Origin of the sequence: Mesorhizobium sp. M1396 (assembly GCF_040317725.1) — a bacterium.
In the GTDB taxonomy this organism is placed as follows: Bacteria; Pseudomonadota; Alphaproteobacteria; order Rhizobiales; family Rhizobiaceae; genus Mesorhizobium.
The window spans coordinates 14,606-32,584 of record NZ_JAMYLA010000020.1 but is presented as its reverse complement, the minus strand read 5'-3'; the positions used below and the strand labels follow the sequence as shown (position 1 = coordinate 32,584).

Below are 17,979 nucleotides of genomic sequence, written 5' to 3'. Positions count from 1 at the left end.
ATTCTCTCTGGCCGGTACGGGCGGGCACATACAGCTATTTCGCGGCTTTGTCACGCCTTGGCCGCGCATTTTTCTGCTCGCATGGCACCATCGTAATCTTGCCGTGCCGGGTTGCTCCGGTCCCTCAGGCCTCCTAAGGCTGCGACAACACAGTTTTGAGCGGCCACCCCCATGTCTGTCTTCGATGCCATCCTGCTGTTCCTGGCGGGCTTTCTGTCAGGCGCCGCCAATGCGGTCGCCGGTGGCGGCACCTTCATCACATTCGGTGCCATGACACTGGTCGGCCTGCCGCCGATCGTCGCCAACGCCACCTCCTCGGTCACGCAATTTCCAGGCTACATCACCTCGACGCTCGCCTACTCGGCTGACATCAGGCATTTCTGGCGCGGCGCGCTTGTGCTGTGCCTGATCTCGGCGACCGGCGCGCTGGCCGGCGCGCCGATCCTGCTGGCGCTGGACAACCCGTCGTTTCGCGCCTTGGTGCCATGGCTGCTGTTGGGCGCGACGGCCCTGTTCGCCGCAGGGCCCTGGCTAAAGCCCGCGCCAAAACCCGGCCATGAAGCGTCGGTGGGGTCACTCACCGGTTCGCTGGCGCAGTTCGCCACCGCCATCTATGGCGGCTTCTTCGGCGCCGGCATGGGCGTGATGATGCTGGCAACGCTCGGCCTCACACAAGCCGGCGACTACCACCGGCTGAACGCACTGAAGAACATGCTGGCCATGGTCATCGCCGCTGTCGCGATCGTCGTCTTCGTCTCGGGCGGCGTCGTCGCCTGGCCTCAGGCGATCATCATGATCCCGGGCGGCGCGCTTGGCGGCTATGCGGGCGTCTGGATCGCCAAGCGCGTGCCACAAAACGCGGTGCGCGGCTTCGTCGTCGCCGTCGGCCTCTTTTTGGCCTTCTATTACTTTTGGAAAGGCTGAGCAGCGGCGCCCAACAAATCAGGCCGCCTCTCCCTCGTCAGCGCTTCGGACTGAGCCCGCCGCCAGGCAGCGATCTTCTTGTGGTTGCCCGAAATCAGCACCTCGGGAATCTCGCGGCCTTCAAACTCCTGCGGCCGCGTGTAGTGCGGATGTTCGAGCAGGCCGTTCTCGAAACTCTCCTCCTCGCCCGATACAGCATTGCCCATCACGCCGGGCAACAGCCGCACCACCGCATCGAGCAGCACGAGTGCCGCCGGTTCACCGCCGGAGAGGATGAAATCGCCGATCGAAACCTCTTCCAGGCCACGCGCTTCGATCAACCGCTGGTCGACGCCTTCGAAACGCCCGCAGACGATGACGGCACCAGGACCGGCGGCCAGTTCGCGCACGCGGGCCTGGGTCAGTGGCCTGCCACGCGGACTCATCAGCAGCCGCGGCCGCAAATCGCCTGGCGGCGAGGTGTGATCTATGGCTTTCGCCAGCACGTCGGCGCGCATCACCATGCCGGCGCCGCCGCCGGCAGGCGTGTCATCGACGGTGCGGTGGCGGTCGGTGGCAAAGTCGCGGATCTGGATCACCTCCAGCGACCATGTGCCGGCCTCGAGCGCACGCCCGGCCAGCGACAGGCCGAGCGCGCCCGGGAACATCTCGGGATAGAGCGTCAGCACCGAGGCGAAAAAACTCACCGGTTGCCCCCGGCGTCGCTCGGTCCGCGCGGCCTGCCCTTCGGGTCGAAGTCTTCTTCGCGCGGGCCATCGCCATCCTCGTCCTCGACCAGCCCGGCCGCCGCCGGGTCGACACGGACGAAGCCTTCGGCGATCGACACTTGTGGCACGGCGGCCTGCGTGAACGGAATCAGCACGCCCTTGCGCCCGCCCAATGTTACATCGAGAATGTCGCCGCCGCCGAAATTATGCACCGCGACCACCTTACCGAGCACAGCACCCGTGTCGTCCCGGACTTCCAGGCCGACAAGGTCGGCATGATAGAATTCGTCTTCTTCGCCGTCGTCCGGCAGCACCGAGCGGTCGACGAACAGCTCCGTGCCGGCAAGCGCCTCCGCCGCGTTGCGGTCGGCAATGCCCTTGAAGCGAACCACGACGACGGTGTTGGCGGGCCTGATGTCGATGATCTGGAAGGCGCGGCCGTCCTTGTCATAGAGCGGCCCGTAATCGGCCAGCGCCAGCGGCTCACCGGTGAAGGTCTTCACCCGCAATTCGCCCTTGATGCCGTGGGCGGCGCCGATCACGGCCATCTGGACAGGGTTCTGGGGCTTGCTCATGGCGCGACATCCTTTGGCTTTGCTCTAACGCTCCCCGTTCGTCATTTCAATGACGCGCTCTTCACCGCTTCCTAACCAGGCTGCCGGAAAATGGCCGCCAATGCATGTCGCCCAAAAGTGGCTCCGGTTTTGGGGACGACGACATGCATGAAACAACGATTGGAAGCACGCCATGCAGGAATTCCTTATCCCGGCCAAACCCGACCTCCAGGCGGCACGCGAAAGCTGGCTGAAGATGCTCGCGCGAGAACGTCGGCTGTCGCCCGAGACGGTGGGAGCCTATGAGCGCGACACGCGCCAGTTCCTGCATTTCCTCACCGGCCATTGCGGCGGCTCTCCCGGCATTTCGGACATCGCCAACCTGCGCCCGGCCGATCTGCGCGGCTTTCTCGCTGCACGGCGCAACGCCGGCGCCGGCGCCCGCACGCTCGGCCGGGGTCTCGCCGGCATCCGTTCGCTGCTGCGTTTCCTCGAGCGGCGCGGTCTTGCCAATGCCGCGGGTGCGGCAGCACTTCGCGCGCCGCGCCAGCCCAAATCGCTGCCCAAGCCGCTGACGGCAAGCGATGCCAAGCATATCGTTTCCGTCGAAGGCCAATTGGCGGAAGAGCCCTGGATCGCTGCCCGCAACGCCGCCGTGCTGACGCTGCTCTACGGCTCGGGCCTGCGCATTTCCGAGGCGCTTGGGCTGGCCGGCGCCGAGCTGGCATCCGAGGCGGACACCGTGCTGCGCGTCACCGGCAAGGGCGGCAAGACGCGGCTGGTGCCGGTGCTGCCGGTGGCGCTGCGGGCCATCGCCGAATACCGCCGGCTCTGCCCCTATCATCTCGACCCCAAGGGACTGTTGTTCCGTGGCGCCCGTGGCGGCCCGCTCAACCCGGCCATCGTCCAGCGCGACATGGCGAAACTGCGCTCGGCGCTCAACCTGCCCGCCACCGCGACGCCGCATGCGCTGCGCCATTCCTTCGCCACGCATCTGCTGGGGCGCGGCGGCGACCTGCGCACCATCCAGGAGCTCTTGGGCCACGCCAGCCTGTCGACGACGCAGATCTACACCGGCGTCGACACGGCGCGGCTGCTCGAGATCTATGAGGCGGCGCATCCAAGGGCATAACCGCTGGAAGCCCCCAAATTCGTCATCCTAGGGCGGAGCGACGCGAAGCGGCGCGCAGACCCTGGGATCCATGCCGGGACCTTGGCCGAAGAATGCGGCGGTGCAGAATTCTGCACCATAGTGGCGCTTTGAAGTGAAAGGCGACCAGGATCCTCTCGGTCTCCTTCCCACTTCAAACATAGCATGGGAACAACATACAGGATCCTCGGGTCTGCGCTGCGTCGCTGCGCTCCTTGCTCCGCCCGTGGATGACGAAGTGGGGGTTACCACCAATTGCCGAGGCATACCGTGCGTCAACGCAAGCGGCTCAAACGTCCGCGCCGAGAAACCAGAACCGGTCAAAGACAATTTCACGGCTCCGATTAACCGTTTTGCCGCTTTTCGGTCCTAGAAGAGGATCATGAAACGCGTCATCGCCATCGCCGACCGTGCGGCTCACATCTCCCTGAAGCTGCTTGTCGCGCTCAACGTCCTGTTTTTTCTGTCGTTCCTCGCCGTGTTGCTGTTCGCGACCGGCAGGGCGCATGCCGAAATCCCGACCTGCACCGGCGCCGACATGCTGTCGGCCTTGCAGAAGGACGATCCGGAGACCTACCGCAAGATCGAGGCGGAAGCCGCGGCCACACCGAATGGCAAAGGCCTGTTGTGGAAGCTGGAAAAGCCAGGCGAGAAGCCGTCCTTCTTGTTCGGCACCATGCATATGACCGACCCGCGCGTCACCGCTCTGCCGCCGGACGCCCAGAAGGCCTATGACGCCGCCGGCACCATCGTTATCGAAACCACCGACGTGCTCGACAAGCAGAAGATGATGGTCGCGATGCTCAAGGAGCCGGACCTGATGATGTTCACCGATAGCACGACGCTGGCGTCGCTGCTGTCGCCCGACGATGCGGCGGCCATGAACACCGCCCTCGACGCCCGCGGCATCCCGCCGGCGACCGTTGCCAAGATGAAGCCGTGGATGCTCTCGGCCATGATGGCGCTGCCGGCCTGCGAGCTCGCCCGCCAGTCCGGTGGCGCACCGGTTCTCGACGTCAAGCTGGCGGAAGGTGCAAAGGCTGCCGGCAAGCCGGTGGAAGGGTTGGAGACGGCTGAAAGCCAGCTGCGCGCCATGGCCTCGCTGCCGCTGGCCTTTCACATGAAGGGCCTCGTCGACACGCTGAAGCTCGGCGACAAGGTCAACGACATCAACGAAACCATGATCGTGCTCTACCAGCGCGGCGACACCGGCATGTTCTGGCCGCTGTTTCGCGCGGCCATGCCAGAAGGACAGGACGACCCCGCGGGCTATGCGGCGTTCGAGGAAACCATGATCACCAGCCGCAACAAGGTGATGGTCGAGCATGCCGAACCGATCCTTGCCAGGGGCAATGCCTTCATGGCGGTCGGTGCCCTCCACCTTCCCGGCCCCGAAGGCCTGGTCGAGGATTTCCGCAAGGCCGGCTATACCGTCACGCCTGTCGGACTTTAGCTTTACTTGACCAGGATCTGAGCCAGCATCGCCGGAACGATGATCCGGTGAAACGGCATGATAATCGCCAGATAGGCGCGCCCGAGCCAATTGTGCGTCTTGACGACCGTCGTTGCGGCCACCTCCTGCCGGCCCATGCCGAGATCCCTGACTTCGACCAGGACGCGGAAATCGAGATGCCGATCGTCGAGGCCAAGCACGACCTTGCCGGGAAACTGGCTGATGAGCGGAAAGATTCCGATCCGGCCAGCCGGCAACACCGCGGGTTCGAGGCCTGTCTTCAGCCGGAACGGCCTGACGGCAAGGTTGCGCAGCGCCGTGAGCCTACCGACCCATCGCGGCGTTCGCCCCAAAGCCCGTTCGGCGGCACCGAGTGCGGTCAACGAAAGACCTTCGGTGATCAGCACATAGCGGTCGGCGAACTGGGCTCCGGCAAGAGCGTCGTAGCGATTCGGGACAGGCTGCGCTGTGCGATTCATCACGGTAAAATCCTCCGAAACGACCATAGCAGGCACAAACTCGGTGCACTGCGTGGCGAAACGACGCCATTCCGGCTCCGAAGAGGCAGGATTGTCCTTGTTTTTGGCGTTTTCCAACCCTAGCGTGAAACCAGTTCGATGATTGCGCGTTGATTGGTGTTGATTGATATTTTTCATCCACGGAGGACACTTTTATGGCGAACGCACCGAATCCAAACGACCCGTTCAATCCATCCACCAACACTCCGAGGCCAAGTGGCGGCGGCGGCAGTGGTTGGCTGATTGCACTGGTCGTCGTTATTCTGGCGGTTGTCGCGTATTATGTTTTCGGAAGAAGTGGTGAGCGCCCGGCACCGGCCGAGCCGCCGGCGGCCAGCACACCGGCCCCCGCGCCCGCACCGGCGGAACCGATGAAGCCGGCCGAACCCGCGCCTGCACCCGCACCTGCACCTGCGGAACCGGCGCCTGCCCCGGCCCCGGCACCCGCGCCAGCGCCCGCACCCGCACCGGCCCCAGCGCCGGCCCAATAGATCGGCCCGACATCAAATACAAACGGCCCGCTGAAAGGCGGGCCGTTTTGCTTTGGGGCGAAAGTGCCGCGCGCTCGTCGGCTTCACCCGAGGATTCATGTCGCAGCCGAGAAGAGTGGCGGAACAGAATTCCGCACCGCCGCGGCGCACTTTCGTCGCGGCATGGATGCCAGGTCACGGCGACGTCGCTCGCTCCGCTCCGCCCTGGGACCACGAAGCGTTGGTCGCTTTTAGCTAAATGTGGAGCGGCTTGAAGAACGTTGCCAACGCCGCCTCCTTCACCGCTTCCGACATCGTCGGATGCGCGTGGCAGGTGCGGGCGAGATCCTCGGACGAGCCGCCGAACTCCATCAGCACCGCCGCCTCGTGGATCATCTCGCCGGCGCCGAAGCCGACGATATGCACGCCGAGCACGCGGTCTCTCGCCTTGTCGGCGAGGATCTTCACAAAACCATCGGTGTGCAGCATGGCGCGTGCCCGGCCATTGGCGCTGAACGGAAACTTTCCCACCTTGTAGTCGATGCCTGCCTTCTTCAGCTCTTCCTCGGTCTTGCCGACCGAGGCAATTTCGGGGCTGGTGTAGACGACGCTTGGAATGACGTCGTAATTCACATGGCCGGCCTGGCCGGCAATGGTTTCCGCCACCGCCACGCCCTCGTCCTCGGCCTTGTGCGCCAGCATCGGCCCGGCGATGACATCGCCGATGGCATAGATGCCGGGAACGTTGGTCCTGAGATGGCCATCGGTCTTGACCCGGCCGCGCTCGTCGACCTCGACGCCGGCTTCCTTCAGCCCGAGGCTGTCGGAATAGGGGCGGCGTCCCGTCGAAATCAGCACCGCGTCGGCTTCGATGGTCTCGGCGGCACCGCCCTTGACCGGCTCGAAGGTGACGGTGGCACCCTTCTTCGCCTTGGCGACGCCGGTGACCTTGGCGCCGAGCTTGAACTCGAAACCCTGCTTCGACAAAAGCCGCTGGAACTGCTTGGATACCTCGCCGTCCATCCCGCCCAGGATCGTGTCGAGGAACTCGACCACGGTGACCTTGGCGCCAAGCCGCGCCCACACCGAGCCGAGCTCAAGCCCGATGACACCGCCGCCGACCACCACCAGATGGCCTGGCACCTTGTCCAGCGACAGCGCGCCGGTCGAAGACACGATCACCTTCTCGTCGATGTCGACCTTGACGCCGGGAATGCCGGCGACATCCGAGCCGGTGGCGATGACGATGTTCTTGGTCTCGATCTCCTCGACCTTGCCGTCCTCGCCAGTCACCGAGACCTTGCCAGCCGCGATCACCTTGCCGGTGCCGCGAAACGCATCGATCTTGTTCTTCTTGAACAGGAAGGCGACGCCGTTGACGTTCGAAGACACCGTCGCATCCTTGTGCGCCATCATCTTCTTCAGGTTCAGCTTCGGCGCCGGTATCTCGACGCCCAGCGTGTCGAAGGAATGCCCCGCCTCGGCGAACATCTCGGAGGCATGGAGCAGCGCCTTGGACGGGATGCAACCGATGTTGAGACAGGTGCCGCCGAAGGTCGCGTTCTTCTCGATCACCGCGACCTTCAGCCCGAGCTGCGCCGCCTTGATGGCGCAGACATAGCCGCCTGGTCCCGATCCGATGATGACGACGTCATAAGCCATGATACTGTCCTTCTTGATTGGGGCTCAGCGGCCGCCGCTGACATTCAGGATCGCGCCCGTCGTATAGGACGCGGCTTCGGATAGAAGATAGAGAACCGCACCCGCGACTTCATCCGCGGTGCCCGCTCTTTTCATCGGCAATAAATCGCGGAACCGTTCTATCCTGTCCGGCTGCCCGCCAGAGGCATGGATCTCGGTATCGATGAGCCCCGGCCGCACTGCATTGACGCGGATGCCTTCCAGCGCGACCTCACGGGCGAGCCCGATGGTAAAGGTGTCGATGGCACCCTTGGAGGCGGCATAGTCGACAAACTCGCCCGGCGAGCCCAATGTCGCTGCCGCCGACGAGATGTTGACGATGGATCCGCCCGACCCGCCATGACGGGTCGACATGCGCTTCACCGCCTCGCGGGCGCAAAGGAACGAGCCGACGACGTTGATGCGCATCATGCGCTCGAGCCGCGCCACATCCATCTCGTCGACGCGCGCCTTGACGTCGACGATGCCGGCATTGTTGACGAAGGCATCGAGCCGGCCATAGGCGCGGTCTACAGCGCCGAACATGGCCACGATATTGGACTCGGCGCCGACATCGCCCTTGACGGAAAAAACCTCGCCGCCGCCGGTCTTGATCTCGGCGACCAGTGCGTCGGCGGCATCCCGGTTCGAGGCGTAGTTGACCGCGACACGGTAGCCGGCCTTCGAGCCGACCCGGCAGATCGCCGCACCGATGCCCCGGCTGCCGCCGGTGACCAGCAGCACTTTTTGCGTCGCGCTCATTCCTGACACCCCTTCAAGGTAAATGCATCCCACGGCACTTTCGAGAACCCGCTGCCGCCATAGGCCGAGGATTGGCGCAGCGCCGGACCGAGATCTGGCAGGATAAGCATCTTCGGCGCCACGACGCCTTCGGCCGGCAGCAGCCCGATGCTGCCCTTGTCATCCGATGTGTAGATGACACCATGCCAGGGCGTGCAGGCGGCAAGCTCCTCGCCGGTGACGTCGCCCTCCGGGCATTTGTACATCAGCGCGCCGTTCGGCCGCGACACGCCCTCGTTCCACATGACGATACCGTTCAGCACCACATTGTTGTCGAGGATCATCCGGAACGTGTTGGTGACGGACGCCGAGGTGCCGGTCGGCGTAAAATTGATCTCGGCGCCGCTCTGCGTGTCGCCATAGACGGCGAGCTCGATCGGGCAGGCAGCATGAGCGCCAGCGACGGCCAACGCCATGCCGGCCGCGATCGATACGATCGAAAGAACCTTAGAAAGGCTAAGGGAATAAGTCGTCATTCTGCCGCGCAGATCCCTTCCCCTTGCCTACCGTTTAAAAGCCGGATCGGCACCAACCCTAGAGATCCAGCACCAGCCGTTCCGGATCCTCCAGGCTTTCCTTGACGCGCACCAGGAAGGTCACCGCTTCCTTGCCGTCGACGATGCGGTGATCGTAGCTGAGCGCCAGGTACATCATCGGCCGGATCACGATCTGGCCGCCGACCACGACAGGCCGGTCCTGGATCTTGTGCATGCCCAGAATGCCCGACTGCGGAGCGTTGAGGATTGGCGTCGACATCAGCGACCCGTAAACGCCGCCATTGGAAATCGTGAACGTCCCGCCTTGCATGTCGGCGACCGACAGCTTGCCGTCGCGTGCGGCGATGCCCAGCCGGCCGATGTCCTTTTCGATCTCGGCGATCGACATCTGGTCGGCATTGCGCACGACCGGCACCACCAGGCCCTTTTCCGTGCCTACGGCGACACCGATATGGGCGTAGTTCTTGAAGATGATGTCGGTGCCGTCGATCTCCGCGTTGACTGAAGGGATTTCCTTCAAGGCGTGCGTCACGGCCTTGGTGAAGAAGCCCATGAAGCCGAGCTTCACGCCGTGCTTCTTCTCGAACACGTCCTTGTATTTGGTCCTGAGCGCCATCACCGCTGACATGTCGACCTCGTTGAAGGTGGTCAGCATGGCGGCGGTGGACTGCGCTTCCTTGAGACGGCGCGCGATGGTCTGGCGCAGCTTGGTCATGCGCACGCGTTCCTCGCGCGATGCGTCGTCGCCCGAGGACGGCGCCCGCACGGCAACCGGTGCGGCCTTGGAGGTCTCGGCCGGCTGCGATGGCGCACCCTTGGAAATGGCGTCGAGCACGTCGCCCTTCAGCACCTGGCCGCGTTTGCCCGAACCCGAGAGCTGGTCGACCGAGAGATTGTGTTCGGCGATCAGTTTCGCCGCCGCCGGTGCCGGCGGCATGCTGCGCGGCTCGACCGATCCGGCATCGCCGGCGATCTTGGCGGTCTCGGCCGCCGCCTGCTTGCCGGTCGATGCAGCATCCGGCGACGAGGCCTGCGACACCGCCTGCGGCTTGGTCGCAGGCGCTGCGGCCGCGCCACCTGCCGAAATCGAACCCAGCAGCGCGCCGACGCCGACAGTCTCGCCTTCCTTGACGGTGATTTCGCTCAGCGTCCCGGCGGCAGCGGCGGGCACTTCCACCGTCACCTTGTCGGTTTCGAGCTCGACCAAGGGCTCATCGGCGGCAATGGCATCGCCGACCTTCTTGAACCATTTGCCGATGGTCGCCTCGGTGACGGATTCGCCGAGAGTGGGAACGCGGATTTCGGTAGCCATTGTGCCTGTCCGTTTCTTGTCGGGTTCTGTTTTGTCAGCCCAATTCTGCTCTATTGGGGCGCTCTGTTCTATTCACCGAGCGCGTCTTCGAGCAAGGCGGCGAGCTGGGCGAGATGCTTGGACATCAACCCGGTCGCCGGCGAAGCGGCCGCCGGGCGGCCGGTGTAGCGGACCCGCTGATGCTTGGCATCGATATGCGCCAGCACCCATTCCAGATAGGGATCGATGAACGACCAGGCGCCCATGTTCTTGGGCTCCTCCTGGCACCAGACCATCTCGGCATTGCGGAAGCGCGACAGTTCCGTGATCAGCGCCTTGGCCGGGAATGGATAGAGCTGTTCGACGCGCAGCAGGTAGATGTCGTTGATGCCGCGCTTCTCGCGCTCTTCGTAGAGGTCGTAATAGACCTTGCCCGAGCACAGCACGACGCGGCGGATCTTGGAATCCTTGGTGAGCTTGATCGCCTGGTTGGGCAGCAGCTGGGCATCGTCCCACAGCAGCCGGTGGAACGAGCTTTCGCCCGACATTTCCGGCAGCGTCGACACCGCCCGCTTGTGGCGCAGCAGCGACTTCGGCGTCATCAGTATCAGCGGCTTGCGGAAGTCGCGCTTCAGCTGCCGGCGCAGGATGTGGAAGTAGTTGGCCGGCGTCGTGCAGTTGGCGACTTGCATGTTGTCTTCGGCGCAAAGCTGCAGGAAGCGCTCGAGCCGGGCCGAGGAGTGTTCCGGACCCTGGCCCTCATAGCCGTGCGGCAACAGGCACACGAGGCCCGACATTCTGAGCCACTTGCGCTCTCCGCTAGAGATGAACTGGTCGAACACCACCTGGGCGCCATTGGCGAAGTCGCCGAACTGCGCTTCCCACAGCGTCAGTGCCTTCGGCTCGGCCAGGCTGTAGCCATATTCGAAGCCGAGCACCGCCTCTTCCGACAGCATCGAGTTGATGACTTCGTAGCCGGCCTGTGCGGCCGACAGATTGTTGAGCGGGATATAGCGGGTTTCGTCGCGCTGATCGTAGAGCACGGAATGGCGCTGCGAGAAGGTGCCGCGTTCGGAATCCTGCCCCGACAGGCGGATCGGATTGCCGTCGAGCAGGATGGCGCCGAAGGCCAGCGCCTCGGCCGTCGACCAGTCGATGCCCTCGCCGGACTCGATCGCCTGACGGCGGTTCTCGAGGAAGCGGATGATCGTCTTGTGCGCCTCGAAATCCTTCGGCACCTCGGTCAGCTTCTTGCCGATTTCCTTCAGCGTCTTGACCGGCACGGCGGTCTTGCCCCGCCGCTGTTCGTCCTGGTTGTCGGCCGTGCGCAGGCCCGACCAGGCGCCATCGAGCCAATCGGCCTTGTTGGGCTTGTAGTGCTGGCCGACTTCCCACTCGGATTCCAGATGCGCGCGCCAGTCGGCCTTCATCTGGTCGAACTCGGCCTGGGTGATGTGGCCCTCTGCAATCAGGCGGTCGGCATAGATCTGCACCGTCGTCTTGTGGGTGCGGATGTTCCGATACATGATCGGCTGGGTGAAGGCCGGCTCGTCGCCTTCATTGTGGCCGAAGCGGCGGTAGCAGAACATGTCCACCACCACGGGCTTGTGGAACTTCATGCGGAATTCGATCGCCACCTTGGTGGCGTGCACCACGGCTTCCGGGTCGTCGCCGTTGACGTGGAAGATCGGCGCCTCGATCATCTTGGCCACGTCGGACGGATAGGGCGACGAGCGCGAGAAGCGCGGATTGGTGGTGAAGCCGATCTGGTTGTTGATGATGAAATGCAGCGTGCCGGCGACGCGGTGGCCGCGCAGGCCGGACAGGCCGAGGATTTCGGCGATCACGCCCTGGCCGGCGAAGGCGGCATCGCCGTGCAAGAGCAGCGGCAGCACCTTGGCGCGCTCTTCCAGCGGCACGATTTCCTCGCGGCTGCGGCCGAACAGATAATCCTGCTTGGCGCGCGCCTTACCCATCACCACCGGATCGACGATTTCCAGATGCGAGGGATTGGCAGTCAAGGACAGATGCACCTTGTTGCCGTCGAACTCGCGGTCCGACGAGGCGCCGAGATGGTACTTGACGTCGCCCGAGCCCTCGACCTCGTCGGGTGCCGCCGAGCCACCCTTGAATTCGTGGAAGATGGCGCGGTGCGGCTTGGCCATCACCTGGGAAAGCACGTTCAGCCGTCCGCGATGCGCCATGCCGAGCACGATTTCCTTCATGCCGAGCTGGCCGCCACGCTTGATGATCTGCTCCAGAGCCGGGATCAGTGCTTCACTGCCGTCGAGGCCGAAACGCTTGGTACCCTTGTACTTGACGTCGATGAATTGTTCGAAACCTTCGGATTCGACCAGCTTCTGCAGGATCGCCTTCTTGCCGGTGGCGGTGAAGGTGATCTCCTTGTCGGCGCCTTCGATGCGCGCCTGGATCCAGGCCTTTTCCTCGGGGTCGGAAATATGCATGAACTCGACGCCGAGCGTCGAGCAATAGGTGCGGGTGAGGATTTCCAGCATCTGCCGGATGCTGCCGAATTCGAGCCCGAGCACATTGTCGAGGAAGATCGGCCGGTCGTAATCGGCTGCGGTGAAGCCGTAGTTTTCCGGCGACAATTCGTTGTAGTCCTCGAGCGGCTTGGCGATGCCAAGCGGATCGAGATTGGCGTGCAGATGGCCGCGCATGCGGTAGGCGCGGATCATCATGATGGCGCGCACGGAATCGCGCGTCGCCTGGTGCACATCGGCATCGGAAAGGACGACACCGTTGGTGACCGCCTTGTCCTTGACCTTCTTTTCGATCGTCTTCTCGACGATGCCCCAATTGCCGTCGAGCGCCGACACCAGTTCGCCATTGGCCTGCAGCGGCCAGGAGGGCTTCGCCCATGAGGCGCCCTTGGCATTCTTGCGCACATCGCCAGCATCGTCCTTCAGCCCGGCGAAGAACTCCTGCCATTCGGGATTGACCGAGGCTGGATCGTCCTCATAGGCGGCATAGAGCGCGTCGATGTAGTCGGCATTGCCGCCATAGAGGAAAGAGGTGAGCGAAAACTGGTCGTTGGCCTGATCTTGTCTTGCCATTTTTGTCCGCGGAGCCTGGCTCCGTCTCCTGTTTGGAGCGAATAGGGAGTAGCGAATAGCGAGTAGGGATTGCCCTGTGGTCGCGCCGCTACTCTGTTTTCCCTATTCGCTATTCACTACTCGCTACTCACTTTTAACCCTTGATCGCCTCGACCAGCGTCGTGCCGAGTCGGGCCGGCGAGGGCGATACCTTGATGCCGGCTGATTCCATCGCCGCGATCTTATCCTCGGCGCCGCCCTTGCCGCCGGAGATGACCGCGCCCGCATGACCCATCGTGCGGCCGGCCGGCGCCGTGCGCCCGGCGATGAAGCCGGCCATCGGCTTTTTGCGGCCACGCTTGGCTTCGTCCTTGAGGAACTGCGCGGCGTCTTCCTCGGCCGAACCGCCGATCTCGCCGATCATGATGATCGACTTGGTCTCGTCGTCGGCCAGGAACATCTCGAGCACATCGATGAACTCGGTGCCCTTGACGGGGTCGCCGCCAATGCCGACGGCGGTGGTCTGGCCGAGGCCGACATTGGTGGTCTGGAACACGGCCTCATAGGTAAGTGTTCCCGAGCGCGAAACAACGCCGACCGAACCCTTGCGGAAGATGTTTCCGGGCATGATGCCGATCTTGCATTCGTTGGGGGTCAAGACGCCCGGGCAGTTCGGACCGATCAGTCGCGAGGTCGAGCGGTCGAGCCGCGCCTTGACCCTGATCATGTCCATCACCGGTATGCCTTCGGTGATGCAGATGATCAGCGGGATCTCGGCCTCGATCGCTTCGAGGATTGCTTCGGCGGCGCCCGCCGGCGGCACATAGACCACGGACGCGTTGGCGCCGGTCTTCTCCTTGCCCTCGGCGACGGTGGCGAAGATCGGCAGGCTCTCGCCCTTGGAGCCGGTCCAGGTCTCGCCGCCCTTTTTGGGATGGATGCCGCCGATCATTTTCGTACCGTGATAGGCCAGCGCCTGTTCGGTGTGGAACGTACCGGTCTTGCCGGTCAGGCCCTGCACCAGCACCTTGGTGTTCTTGTCGACGAGGATGGACATGGGTGATAACGCCTCTGGATTCAGCGATTACAAGAAAGGATTGACGGCTCGTACCGAGCCATAAACCTGGTTGTGGTTGAGATCCTCGGTGTAGAAAATCGGCGCACCGAGATACCCGGCCGCGGCGAGAAGCGCGGCGTCGTAGTAGTGAATTCCATAACGGCGCGCGAGGTCCAGCCCAGAGCGGACGTAGCTTTCGTCGACGGGCACCAAAGGGCAGGTCCCGAGGAGAACCAGCCACTGATCGAGCAGGTGATCGCCCAGAAGGGATTTCGCTCGCGACACTGCGGCGAATTCGGCCAAAGTTTGCCCCGACACGCCAAAGATGGTGCTCGATACCAGTTCTGCGGCGATCGGCGCGCGGCGTGGATCACGATTCTTCTCCGAAGCCGCGTAGATCAGGACGTTCGTGTCGAGAAAGCAATCGATCCTCCCGGTCGGCATAGGCGTCCCTTCGATCCCACTTGTAAGGGGTGTCGGCGCTGTCGCTCTGTCTCGCGGCCTCGTCCATGAGTCGCTTCATTCCCGCCTTGGCCCAGGCCATCCGGTCTTCCTGCTCGACTTCATGCGCAAGGAGTGAACGAATGAGGGCGTTGAGCGTGGTGTTGCGACGTCCGGCAAGGCCTCGCGCCTTTTCGAGCAGAGCGTCGTCCATGGCTAGGGTGACATTCTTCATCGCCTATCTCCACATAAATACACAGCCGATATATGTGTGATTATGTGTATTTTTTCAACCGCCATGCCCATGATCTGCATCGCTCAGCCTTCCCCTAACTCGGAAGGCGAGACGCGCCGGTAAACGCCGCTCACCATGTCCTGCCAGGCATCTCTGCCGGCAGGTTTGAACTGCAATCGCATGCGGTAGGCGTCGGCACCGTCAAAAATGTACGTCACGCGCGCGGCGCCGCGCGGCGACGACCGCTCCAGAGTGAGCTCGTTGCCGTTCCACGTGCCCATGGCCGGCGCCGCCGGCACGAAGCCCATCGAGTCGAACTGATGCATGGTGGCGATGCTGTTTTGCTGGTCGAAGCCAAACACGCTGTGCGCGCCGAACGAGACCGTGCCGTCGCGACGCTGGCGATAGCGCTGCACCACGAACAGCCCGCCGAACTGTGCCTCAGCCAGCACTTCGGAAGTCGCTGTGCCGGCATCGGTCCACTGGGTTGCCGCCACCTCTTCCTCACCACGCCACGCGCCGACCAGCGCCTGCAGGCGCTGGTGATCGGCCGAGAGCGAGGAGAAGGCGGCTGCGTTCATGGGTCAGAGCCGCTTCAGGTCGGCGACGGTTAAGTCGCTCTTGGCGTTGCCGGTGTTGAGCGTCGTCGCCGGTTCGAACATCAGCACGACGGGTTCTTCGCTGAGCGAGCGCGGCCGGTGTTCGACAGCGCGCGGCACGACGATGAACTCGCCGCTGGAGAGCTCCACCGTGCCGTCGCGAAAATCGATTGCGATGCGCCCGCGCAGCACGAGGAAGGCTTCGTCCTCATTGTCATGCGCGTGCCAGTCGAAGACATCGCCGAACTTGGCGATCTTGACCTGGGCATCGTTGACGTCGCCGGCGATATGCGGATCGAAAACCTTCTTGATCTTCTGATCCGCCGCCTCGATCAGGTTTATCTTGTGCGGAGGCACCAGATCAGCCCTTCACCGCCGCCACGATCTTCTTGGCCGCGTCGTCGAGATCGTCGGCCGACACCACGTTGAGGCCGCTGTCGTTGATGATCTTCTTGCCGAGCTCGGCATTGGTGCCTTCCAGGCGCACTACCAGCGGCACTTCCAGGCCGACTTCCTTGACCGCGGCAATGACGCCCTCGGCAATGATGTCGCACTTCATGATACCGCCGAAGATGTTGATCAGGATGCCCTTGACCGCCGGATCCTTGGTGATGATCTTGAACGCCGCCGTCACTTTCTCTTTCGACGCGCCGCCGCCGACATCGAGGAAGTTGGCCGGTTCGGCGCCGTAGAGCTTGATGATATCCATCGTCGCCATGGCGAGGCCGGCACCGTTGACCATGCAGCCGATATTGCCGTCGAGCGCGACATAAGCGAGATCGTATTTCGACGCCTCGATCTCCTTCTCGTCCTCTTCGGTGGTGTCGCGCAGTTCGAGCACATCTGGGTGACGGAACAGCGCGTTGTTGTCGAACGACACTTTTGCGTCGAGCACGCGCAGCCGGCCGTTCTTCATAACGATCAGCGGGTTGACCTCGAGCAGGCTCATGTCCTTTTCGACAAAGGCCTTGTAGAGGATCGGGAACAGCGTATCGCCGTCCTTGGCCGCGTCACCATCGAGCTTCAGCGCGCCGTTGAGCGCCTTCAGATCGGCCGATGTGACGCCCTTTTCCGGATCGATGGCGACGGTGATGATCTTTTCCGGCGTGTCGTGCGCGACCGCTTCGATGTCCATGCCGCCTTCCGTCGAGACGACGAAGGCGACGCGGCCGACCGAGCGGTCGACCAGGATCGACAGATAGAGTTCGCGCTCTATGTCGGCGCCGTCCTCGATGTAGAGGCGGTTGACCTGCTTGCCGGCCGGGCCGGTCTGCTTGGTCACCAGCGTGTTGCCCAGCATCTCGTTGGCGTTGGTGACGACGTCGGCCACCGACTTCGCCAGCCGCACACCACCCTTGGCGTCTGGGCCAAGCTCCTTGAATTTGCCCTTGCCGCGACCGCCGGCATGGATCTGGCTCTTCACCACGTAGAGCGGGCCGGGCAGCGCCCTGGCGGCGGCTTCCGCCTCGCTCGCCTTGAACACCGGCACGCCTTCGGCCACCGGCGCGCCGAAAGACTTCAGCAGCGCCTTGCCCTGATACTCATGGATGTTCATCTGGATCTTCTCCGGGTTACTTGGCGGCGAGTTGCGGTGCGATCTTGACGCAGGCCTCGGTCAGGCCCTGCACCGTCGCCACCGAACTGTCGAACATCTTCTGCTCGCTCTTGTTGAGGTCGATCTCGATGATGCGCTCGACGCCGCCGGCGCCGATCACCACGGGAACGCCGACATAGGTGTTCTTGACGCCATACTGGCCGGATAGATATGCGGCGCATGGCAGCACGCGCTTCTTGTCCTTGAGGTAGGCTTCGGCCATCGAGATCGCCGAGGCGGCCGGCGCGTAATAGGCCGAGCCGGTCTTGAGCAGGCCGACGATCTCGGCGCCGCCGTCGCGGGTGCGCTGCACGATCTGGTCGAGCTTTTCCTTCGAGGTCCAGCCCATCTTGATGAGGTCGGGCAGCGGAATGCCTGACACCGTCGAATAGCGGATCATCGGCACCATGGAATCGCCATGGCCGCCGAGTACGAAGGCGGTGACGTCCTCGACCGAAACCTTGAATTCCTCGGCCAGGAAATAGCGGAAGCGCGCGCTGTCGAGCACGCCGGCCATGCCGACGACATGGCTCTTGGGCAGGCCGGAAAACTTCTGCAGCGCCCACACCATGGCATCGAGCGGATTGGTGATGCAGATGACGAAGGCCTTCGGCGCGTATTTCTTCAGCCCGGCGCCGACCTGTTCCATGACCTTGAGGTTGATGCCCAGAAGGTCGTCGCGGCTCATGCCCGGCTTGCGCGGCACGCCGGCGGTGACGATGCAGACATCGGCACCCTCGATGCCGGCATAGTCGTTAATGCCGGTGAGGCGGCTGTCGAAGCCATCGACCGGCGACGACTGCGCGATATCGAGCCCCTTGCCCTGCGGGATACCCTCGGCAATATCGAACAGCACCACGTCGCCGAGGTCCTTGAGGCCGATCATGTGGGCGAGCGTGCCGCCGATCATGCCAGAGCCGATGAGCGCTATCTTGTTGCGTGCCATGTGAGG

18 protein-coding genes are annotated in these 17,979 nt (G+C 63.6%); 3 read left to right on the top strand and 15 right to left on the bottom strand.

Going from position 1 to position 17,979, the window contains the following annotated elements; genetic code table 11:
* The first annotated feature begins 171 nt into the window (after positions 1-171).
* Positions 172-924, top strand: coding sequence for a sulfite exporter TauE/SafE family protein (locus NKH02_RS15320; protein WP_352879810.1), 753 nt, complete (start codon positions 172-174; stop codon positions 922-924).
* Here NKH02_RS15320 and trmD read toward each other — a convergent pair.
* Positions 906-1,610 carry a tRNA (guanosine(37)-N1)-methyltransferase TrmD gene (gene trmD / locus NKH02_RS15315; RefSeq protein WP_352879808.1) on the bottom strand — a complete coding sequence of 235 codons (705 nt, stop codon included), beginning with the start codon at positions 1,608-1,610 and terminating at the stop codon, positions 906-908. The genes NKH02_RS15320 and trmD overlap by 19 nt on opposite strands.
* Positions 1,607-2,206: a ribosome maturation factor RimM gene (gene rimM / locus NKH02_RS15310; protein ID WP_352866297.1), complete on the bottom strand. Its 600-nt coding sequence runs from the start codon at positions 2,204-2,206 to the stop codon at positions 1,607-1,609. The genes trmD and rimM overlap by 4 nt, the downstream gene beginning before the upstream one ends.
* 172 nt (positions 2,207-2,378) lie before the next feature.
* Between rimM and NKH02_RS15305 the strand changes: the two genes are divergently transcribed.
* Together NKH02_RS15305 and NKH02_RS15300 are read left to right on the top strand one after the other, a co-directional pair.
* Positions 2,379-3,317, top strand: a complete 939-nt coding sequence (locus tag NKH02_RS15305) for a tyrosine recombinase XerC (protein ID WP_352879806.1) — start codon at positions 2,379-2,381, stop codon at positions 3,315-3,317.
* A gap of 400 nt (positions 3,318-3,717) precedes the next feature.
* On the top strand, positions 3,718-4,788 hold the full coding sequence (locus tag NKH02_RS15300; protein WP_352866301.1) for a TraB/GumN family protein: 1,071 nt from the start codon (positions 3,718-3,720) through the stop codon (positions 4,786-4,788).
* A gap of 2 nt (positions 4,789-4,790) precedes the next feature.
* On the opposite strand, the gene NKH02_RS15295 is transcribed toward NKH02_RS15300, so the two are convergent.
* The 13 genes from NKH02_RS15295 to mdh form a co-directional block, all read right to left on the bottom strand.
* On the bottom strand, positions 4,791-5,267 hold the full coding sequence (locus tag NKH02_RS15295) for a DUF2867 domain-containing protein (protein ID WP_352879804.1): 477 nt from the start codon (positions 5,265-5,267) through the stop codon (positions 4,791-4,793).
* 764 nt (positions 5,268-6,031) lie between these two features.
* Positions 6,032-7,438, bottom strand: coding sequence for a dihydrolipoyl dehydrogenase (gene lpdA, locus NKH02_RS15290; protein WP_352879802.1), 1,407 nt, complete (start codon positions 7,436-7,438; stop codon positions 6,032-6,034).
* A 24-nt stretch (positions 7,439-7,462) separates the two neighbouring features.
* Positions 7,463-8,218, bottom strand: a complete 756-nt coding sequence (locus tag NKH02_RS15285) for an SDR family oxidoreductase (RefSeq protein ID WP_352879801.1) — start codon at positions 8,216-8,218, stop codon at positions 7,463-7,465.
* Positions 8,215-8,673, bottom strand: a complete 459-nt coding sequence (locus tag NKH02_RS15280; protein WP_502913818.1) for a hypothetical protein — start codon at positions 8,671-8,673, stop codon at positions 8,215-8,217. The genes NKH02_RS15285 and NKH02_RS15280 overlap by 4 nt, the downstream gene beginning before the upstream one ends.
* A gap of 118 nt (positions 8,674-8,791) precedes the next feature.
* Positions 8,792-10,066 carry a 2-oxoglutarate dehydrogenase complex dihydrolipoyllysine-residue succinyltransferase gene (gene odhB / locus NKH02_RS15275; protein ID WP_352879798.1) on the bottom strand — a complete coding sequence of 425 codons (1,275 nt, stop codon included), beginning with the start codon at positions 10,064-10,066 and terminating at the stop codon, positions 8,792-8,794.
* 68 nt (positions 10,067-10,134) lie between these two features.
* On the bottom strand, positions 10,135-13,122 hold the full coding sequence (locus tag NKH02_RS15270; protein ID WP_352879796.1) for a 2-oxoglutarate dehydrogenase E1 component: 2,988 nt from the start codon (positions 13,120-13,122) through the stop codon (positions 10,135-10,137).
* Between the two features lie 133 nt (positions 13,123-13,255).
* A complete protein-coding gene (gene sucD, locus NKH02_RS15265) occupies positions 13,256-14,158 on the bottom strand; it encodes a succinate--CoA ligase subunit alpha (protein ID WP_352663842.1) in 903 nt (300 codons plus the stop codon).
* 27 nt (positions 14,159-14,185) lie between these two features.
* Positions 14,186-14,602, bottom strand: a complete 417-nt coding sequence (locus NKH02_RS15260; RefSeq protein ID WP_352879794.1) for a PIN domain-containing protein — start codon at positions 14,600-14,602, stop codon at positions 14,186-14,188.
* Positions 14,529-14,834: a hypothetical protein gene (locus NKH02_RS15255; protein ID WP_352866315.1), complete on the bottom strand. Its 306-nt coding sequence runs from the start codon at positions 14,832-14,834 to the stop codon at positions 14,529-14,531. Before NKH02_RS15255 ends, NKH02_RS15260 begins: the two co-directional genes overlap by 74 nt.
* Positions 14,835-14,917: 83 nt before the next feature.
* Positions 14,918-15,415, bottom strand: a complete 498-nt coding sequence (locus tag NKH02_RS15250) for a DUF1579 family protein (protein ID WP_352866317.1) — start codon at positions 15,413-15,415, stop codon at positions 14,918-14,920.
* Positions 15,416-15,418: 3 nt separating this feature from the next.
* On the bottom strand, positions 15,419-15,790 hold the full coding sequence (locus tag NKH02_RS15245; protein ID WP_352879792.1) for a cupin domain-containing protein: 372 nt from the start codon (positions 15,788-15,790) through the stop codon (positions 15,419-15,421).
* 4 nt (positions 15,791-15,794) lie between these two features.
* Positions 15,795-16,988, bottom strand: a complete 1,194-nt coding sequence (sucC, locus tag NKH02_RS15240) for an ADP-forming succinate--CoA ligase subunit beta (protein ID WP_352879790.1) — start codon at positions 16,986-16,988, stop codon at positions 15,795-15,797.
* A gap of 16 nt (positions 16,989-17,004) precedes the next feature.
* Complete coding sequence (gene mdh / locus NKH02_RS15235) at positions 17,005-17,973, bottom strand: malate dehydrogenase (RefSeq protein WP_352606045.1); 969 nt, start codon at positions 17,971-17,973, stop codon at positions 17,005-17,007.
* Positions 17,974-17,979: the final 6 nt, after the last annotated feature.

Coding starts and splice junctions, on each gene's coding strand:
- NKH02_RS15295 (WP_352879804.1), bottom strand. CDS start 5,267: ATGAATCGCACAGCGCAGCCTGTCCCGAATCGCTACGACGCTCTTGCC.
- NKH02_RS15300 (WP_352866301.1), top strand. CDS start 3,718: ATGAAACGCGTCATCGCCATCGCCGACCGTGCGGCTCACATCTCCCTG.
- NKH02_RS15280 (WP_502913818.1), bottom strand. CDS start 8,673: ATGGCGTTGGCCGTCGCTGGCGCTCATGCTGCCTGCCCGATCGAGCTC.
- rimM (WP_352866297.1), bottom strand. CDS start 2,206: ATGAGCAAGCCCCAGAACCCTGTCCAGATGGCCGTGATCGGCGCCGCC.
- NKH02_RS15285 (WP_352879801.1), bottom strand. CDS start 8,218: ATGAGCGCGACGCAAAAAGTGCTGCTGGTCACCGGCGGCAGCCGGGGC.
- NKH02_RS15250 (WP_352866317.1), bottom strand. CDS start 15,415: ATGAACGCAGCCGCCTTCTCCTCGCTCTCGGCCGATCACCAGCGCCTG.
- sucD (WP_352663842.1), bottom strand. CDS start 14,158: ATGTCCATCCTCGTCGACAAGAACACCAAGGTGCTGGTGCAGGGCCTG.
- NKH02_RS15305 (WP_352879806.1), top strand. CDS start 2,379: ATGCAGGAATTCCTTATCCCGGCCAAACCCGACCTCCAGGCGGCACGC.
- sucC (WP_352879790.1), bottom strand. CDS start 16,988: ATGAACATCCATGAGTATCAGGGCAAGGCGCTGCTGAAGTCTTTCGGC.
- NKH02_RS15320 (WP_352879810.1), top strand. CDS start 172: ATGTCTGTCTTCGATGCCATCCTGCTGTTCCTGGCGGGCTTTCTGTCA.
- NKH02_RS15260 (WP_352879794.1), bottom strand. CDS start 14,602: ATGCCGACCGGGAGGATCGATTGCTTTCTCGACACGAACGTCCTGATC.
- mdh (WP_352606045.1), bottom strand. CDS start 17,973: ATGGCACGCAACAAGATAGCGCTCATCGGCTCTGGCATGATCGGCGGC.
- NKH02_RS15270 (WP_352879796.1), bottom strand. CDS start 13,122: ATGGCAAGACAAGATCAGGCCAACGACCAGTTTTCGCTCACCTCTTTC.
- NKH02_RS15255 (WP_352866315.1), bottom strand. CDS start 14,834: ATGAAGAATGTCACCCTAGCCATGGACGACGCTCTGCTCGAAAAGGCG.
- lpdA (WP_352879802.1), bottom strand. CDS start 7,438: ATGGCTTATGACGTCGTCATCATCGGATCGGGACCAGGCGGCTATGTC.
- odhB (WP_352879798.1), bottom strand. CDS start 10,066: ATGGCTACCGAAATCCGCGTTCCCACTCTCGGCGAATCCGTCACCGAG.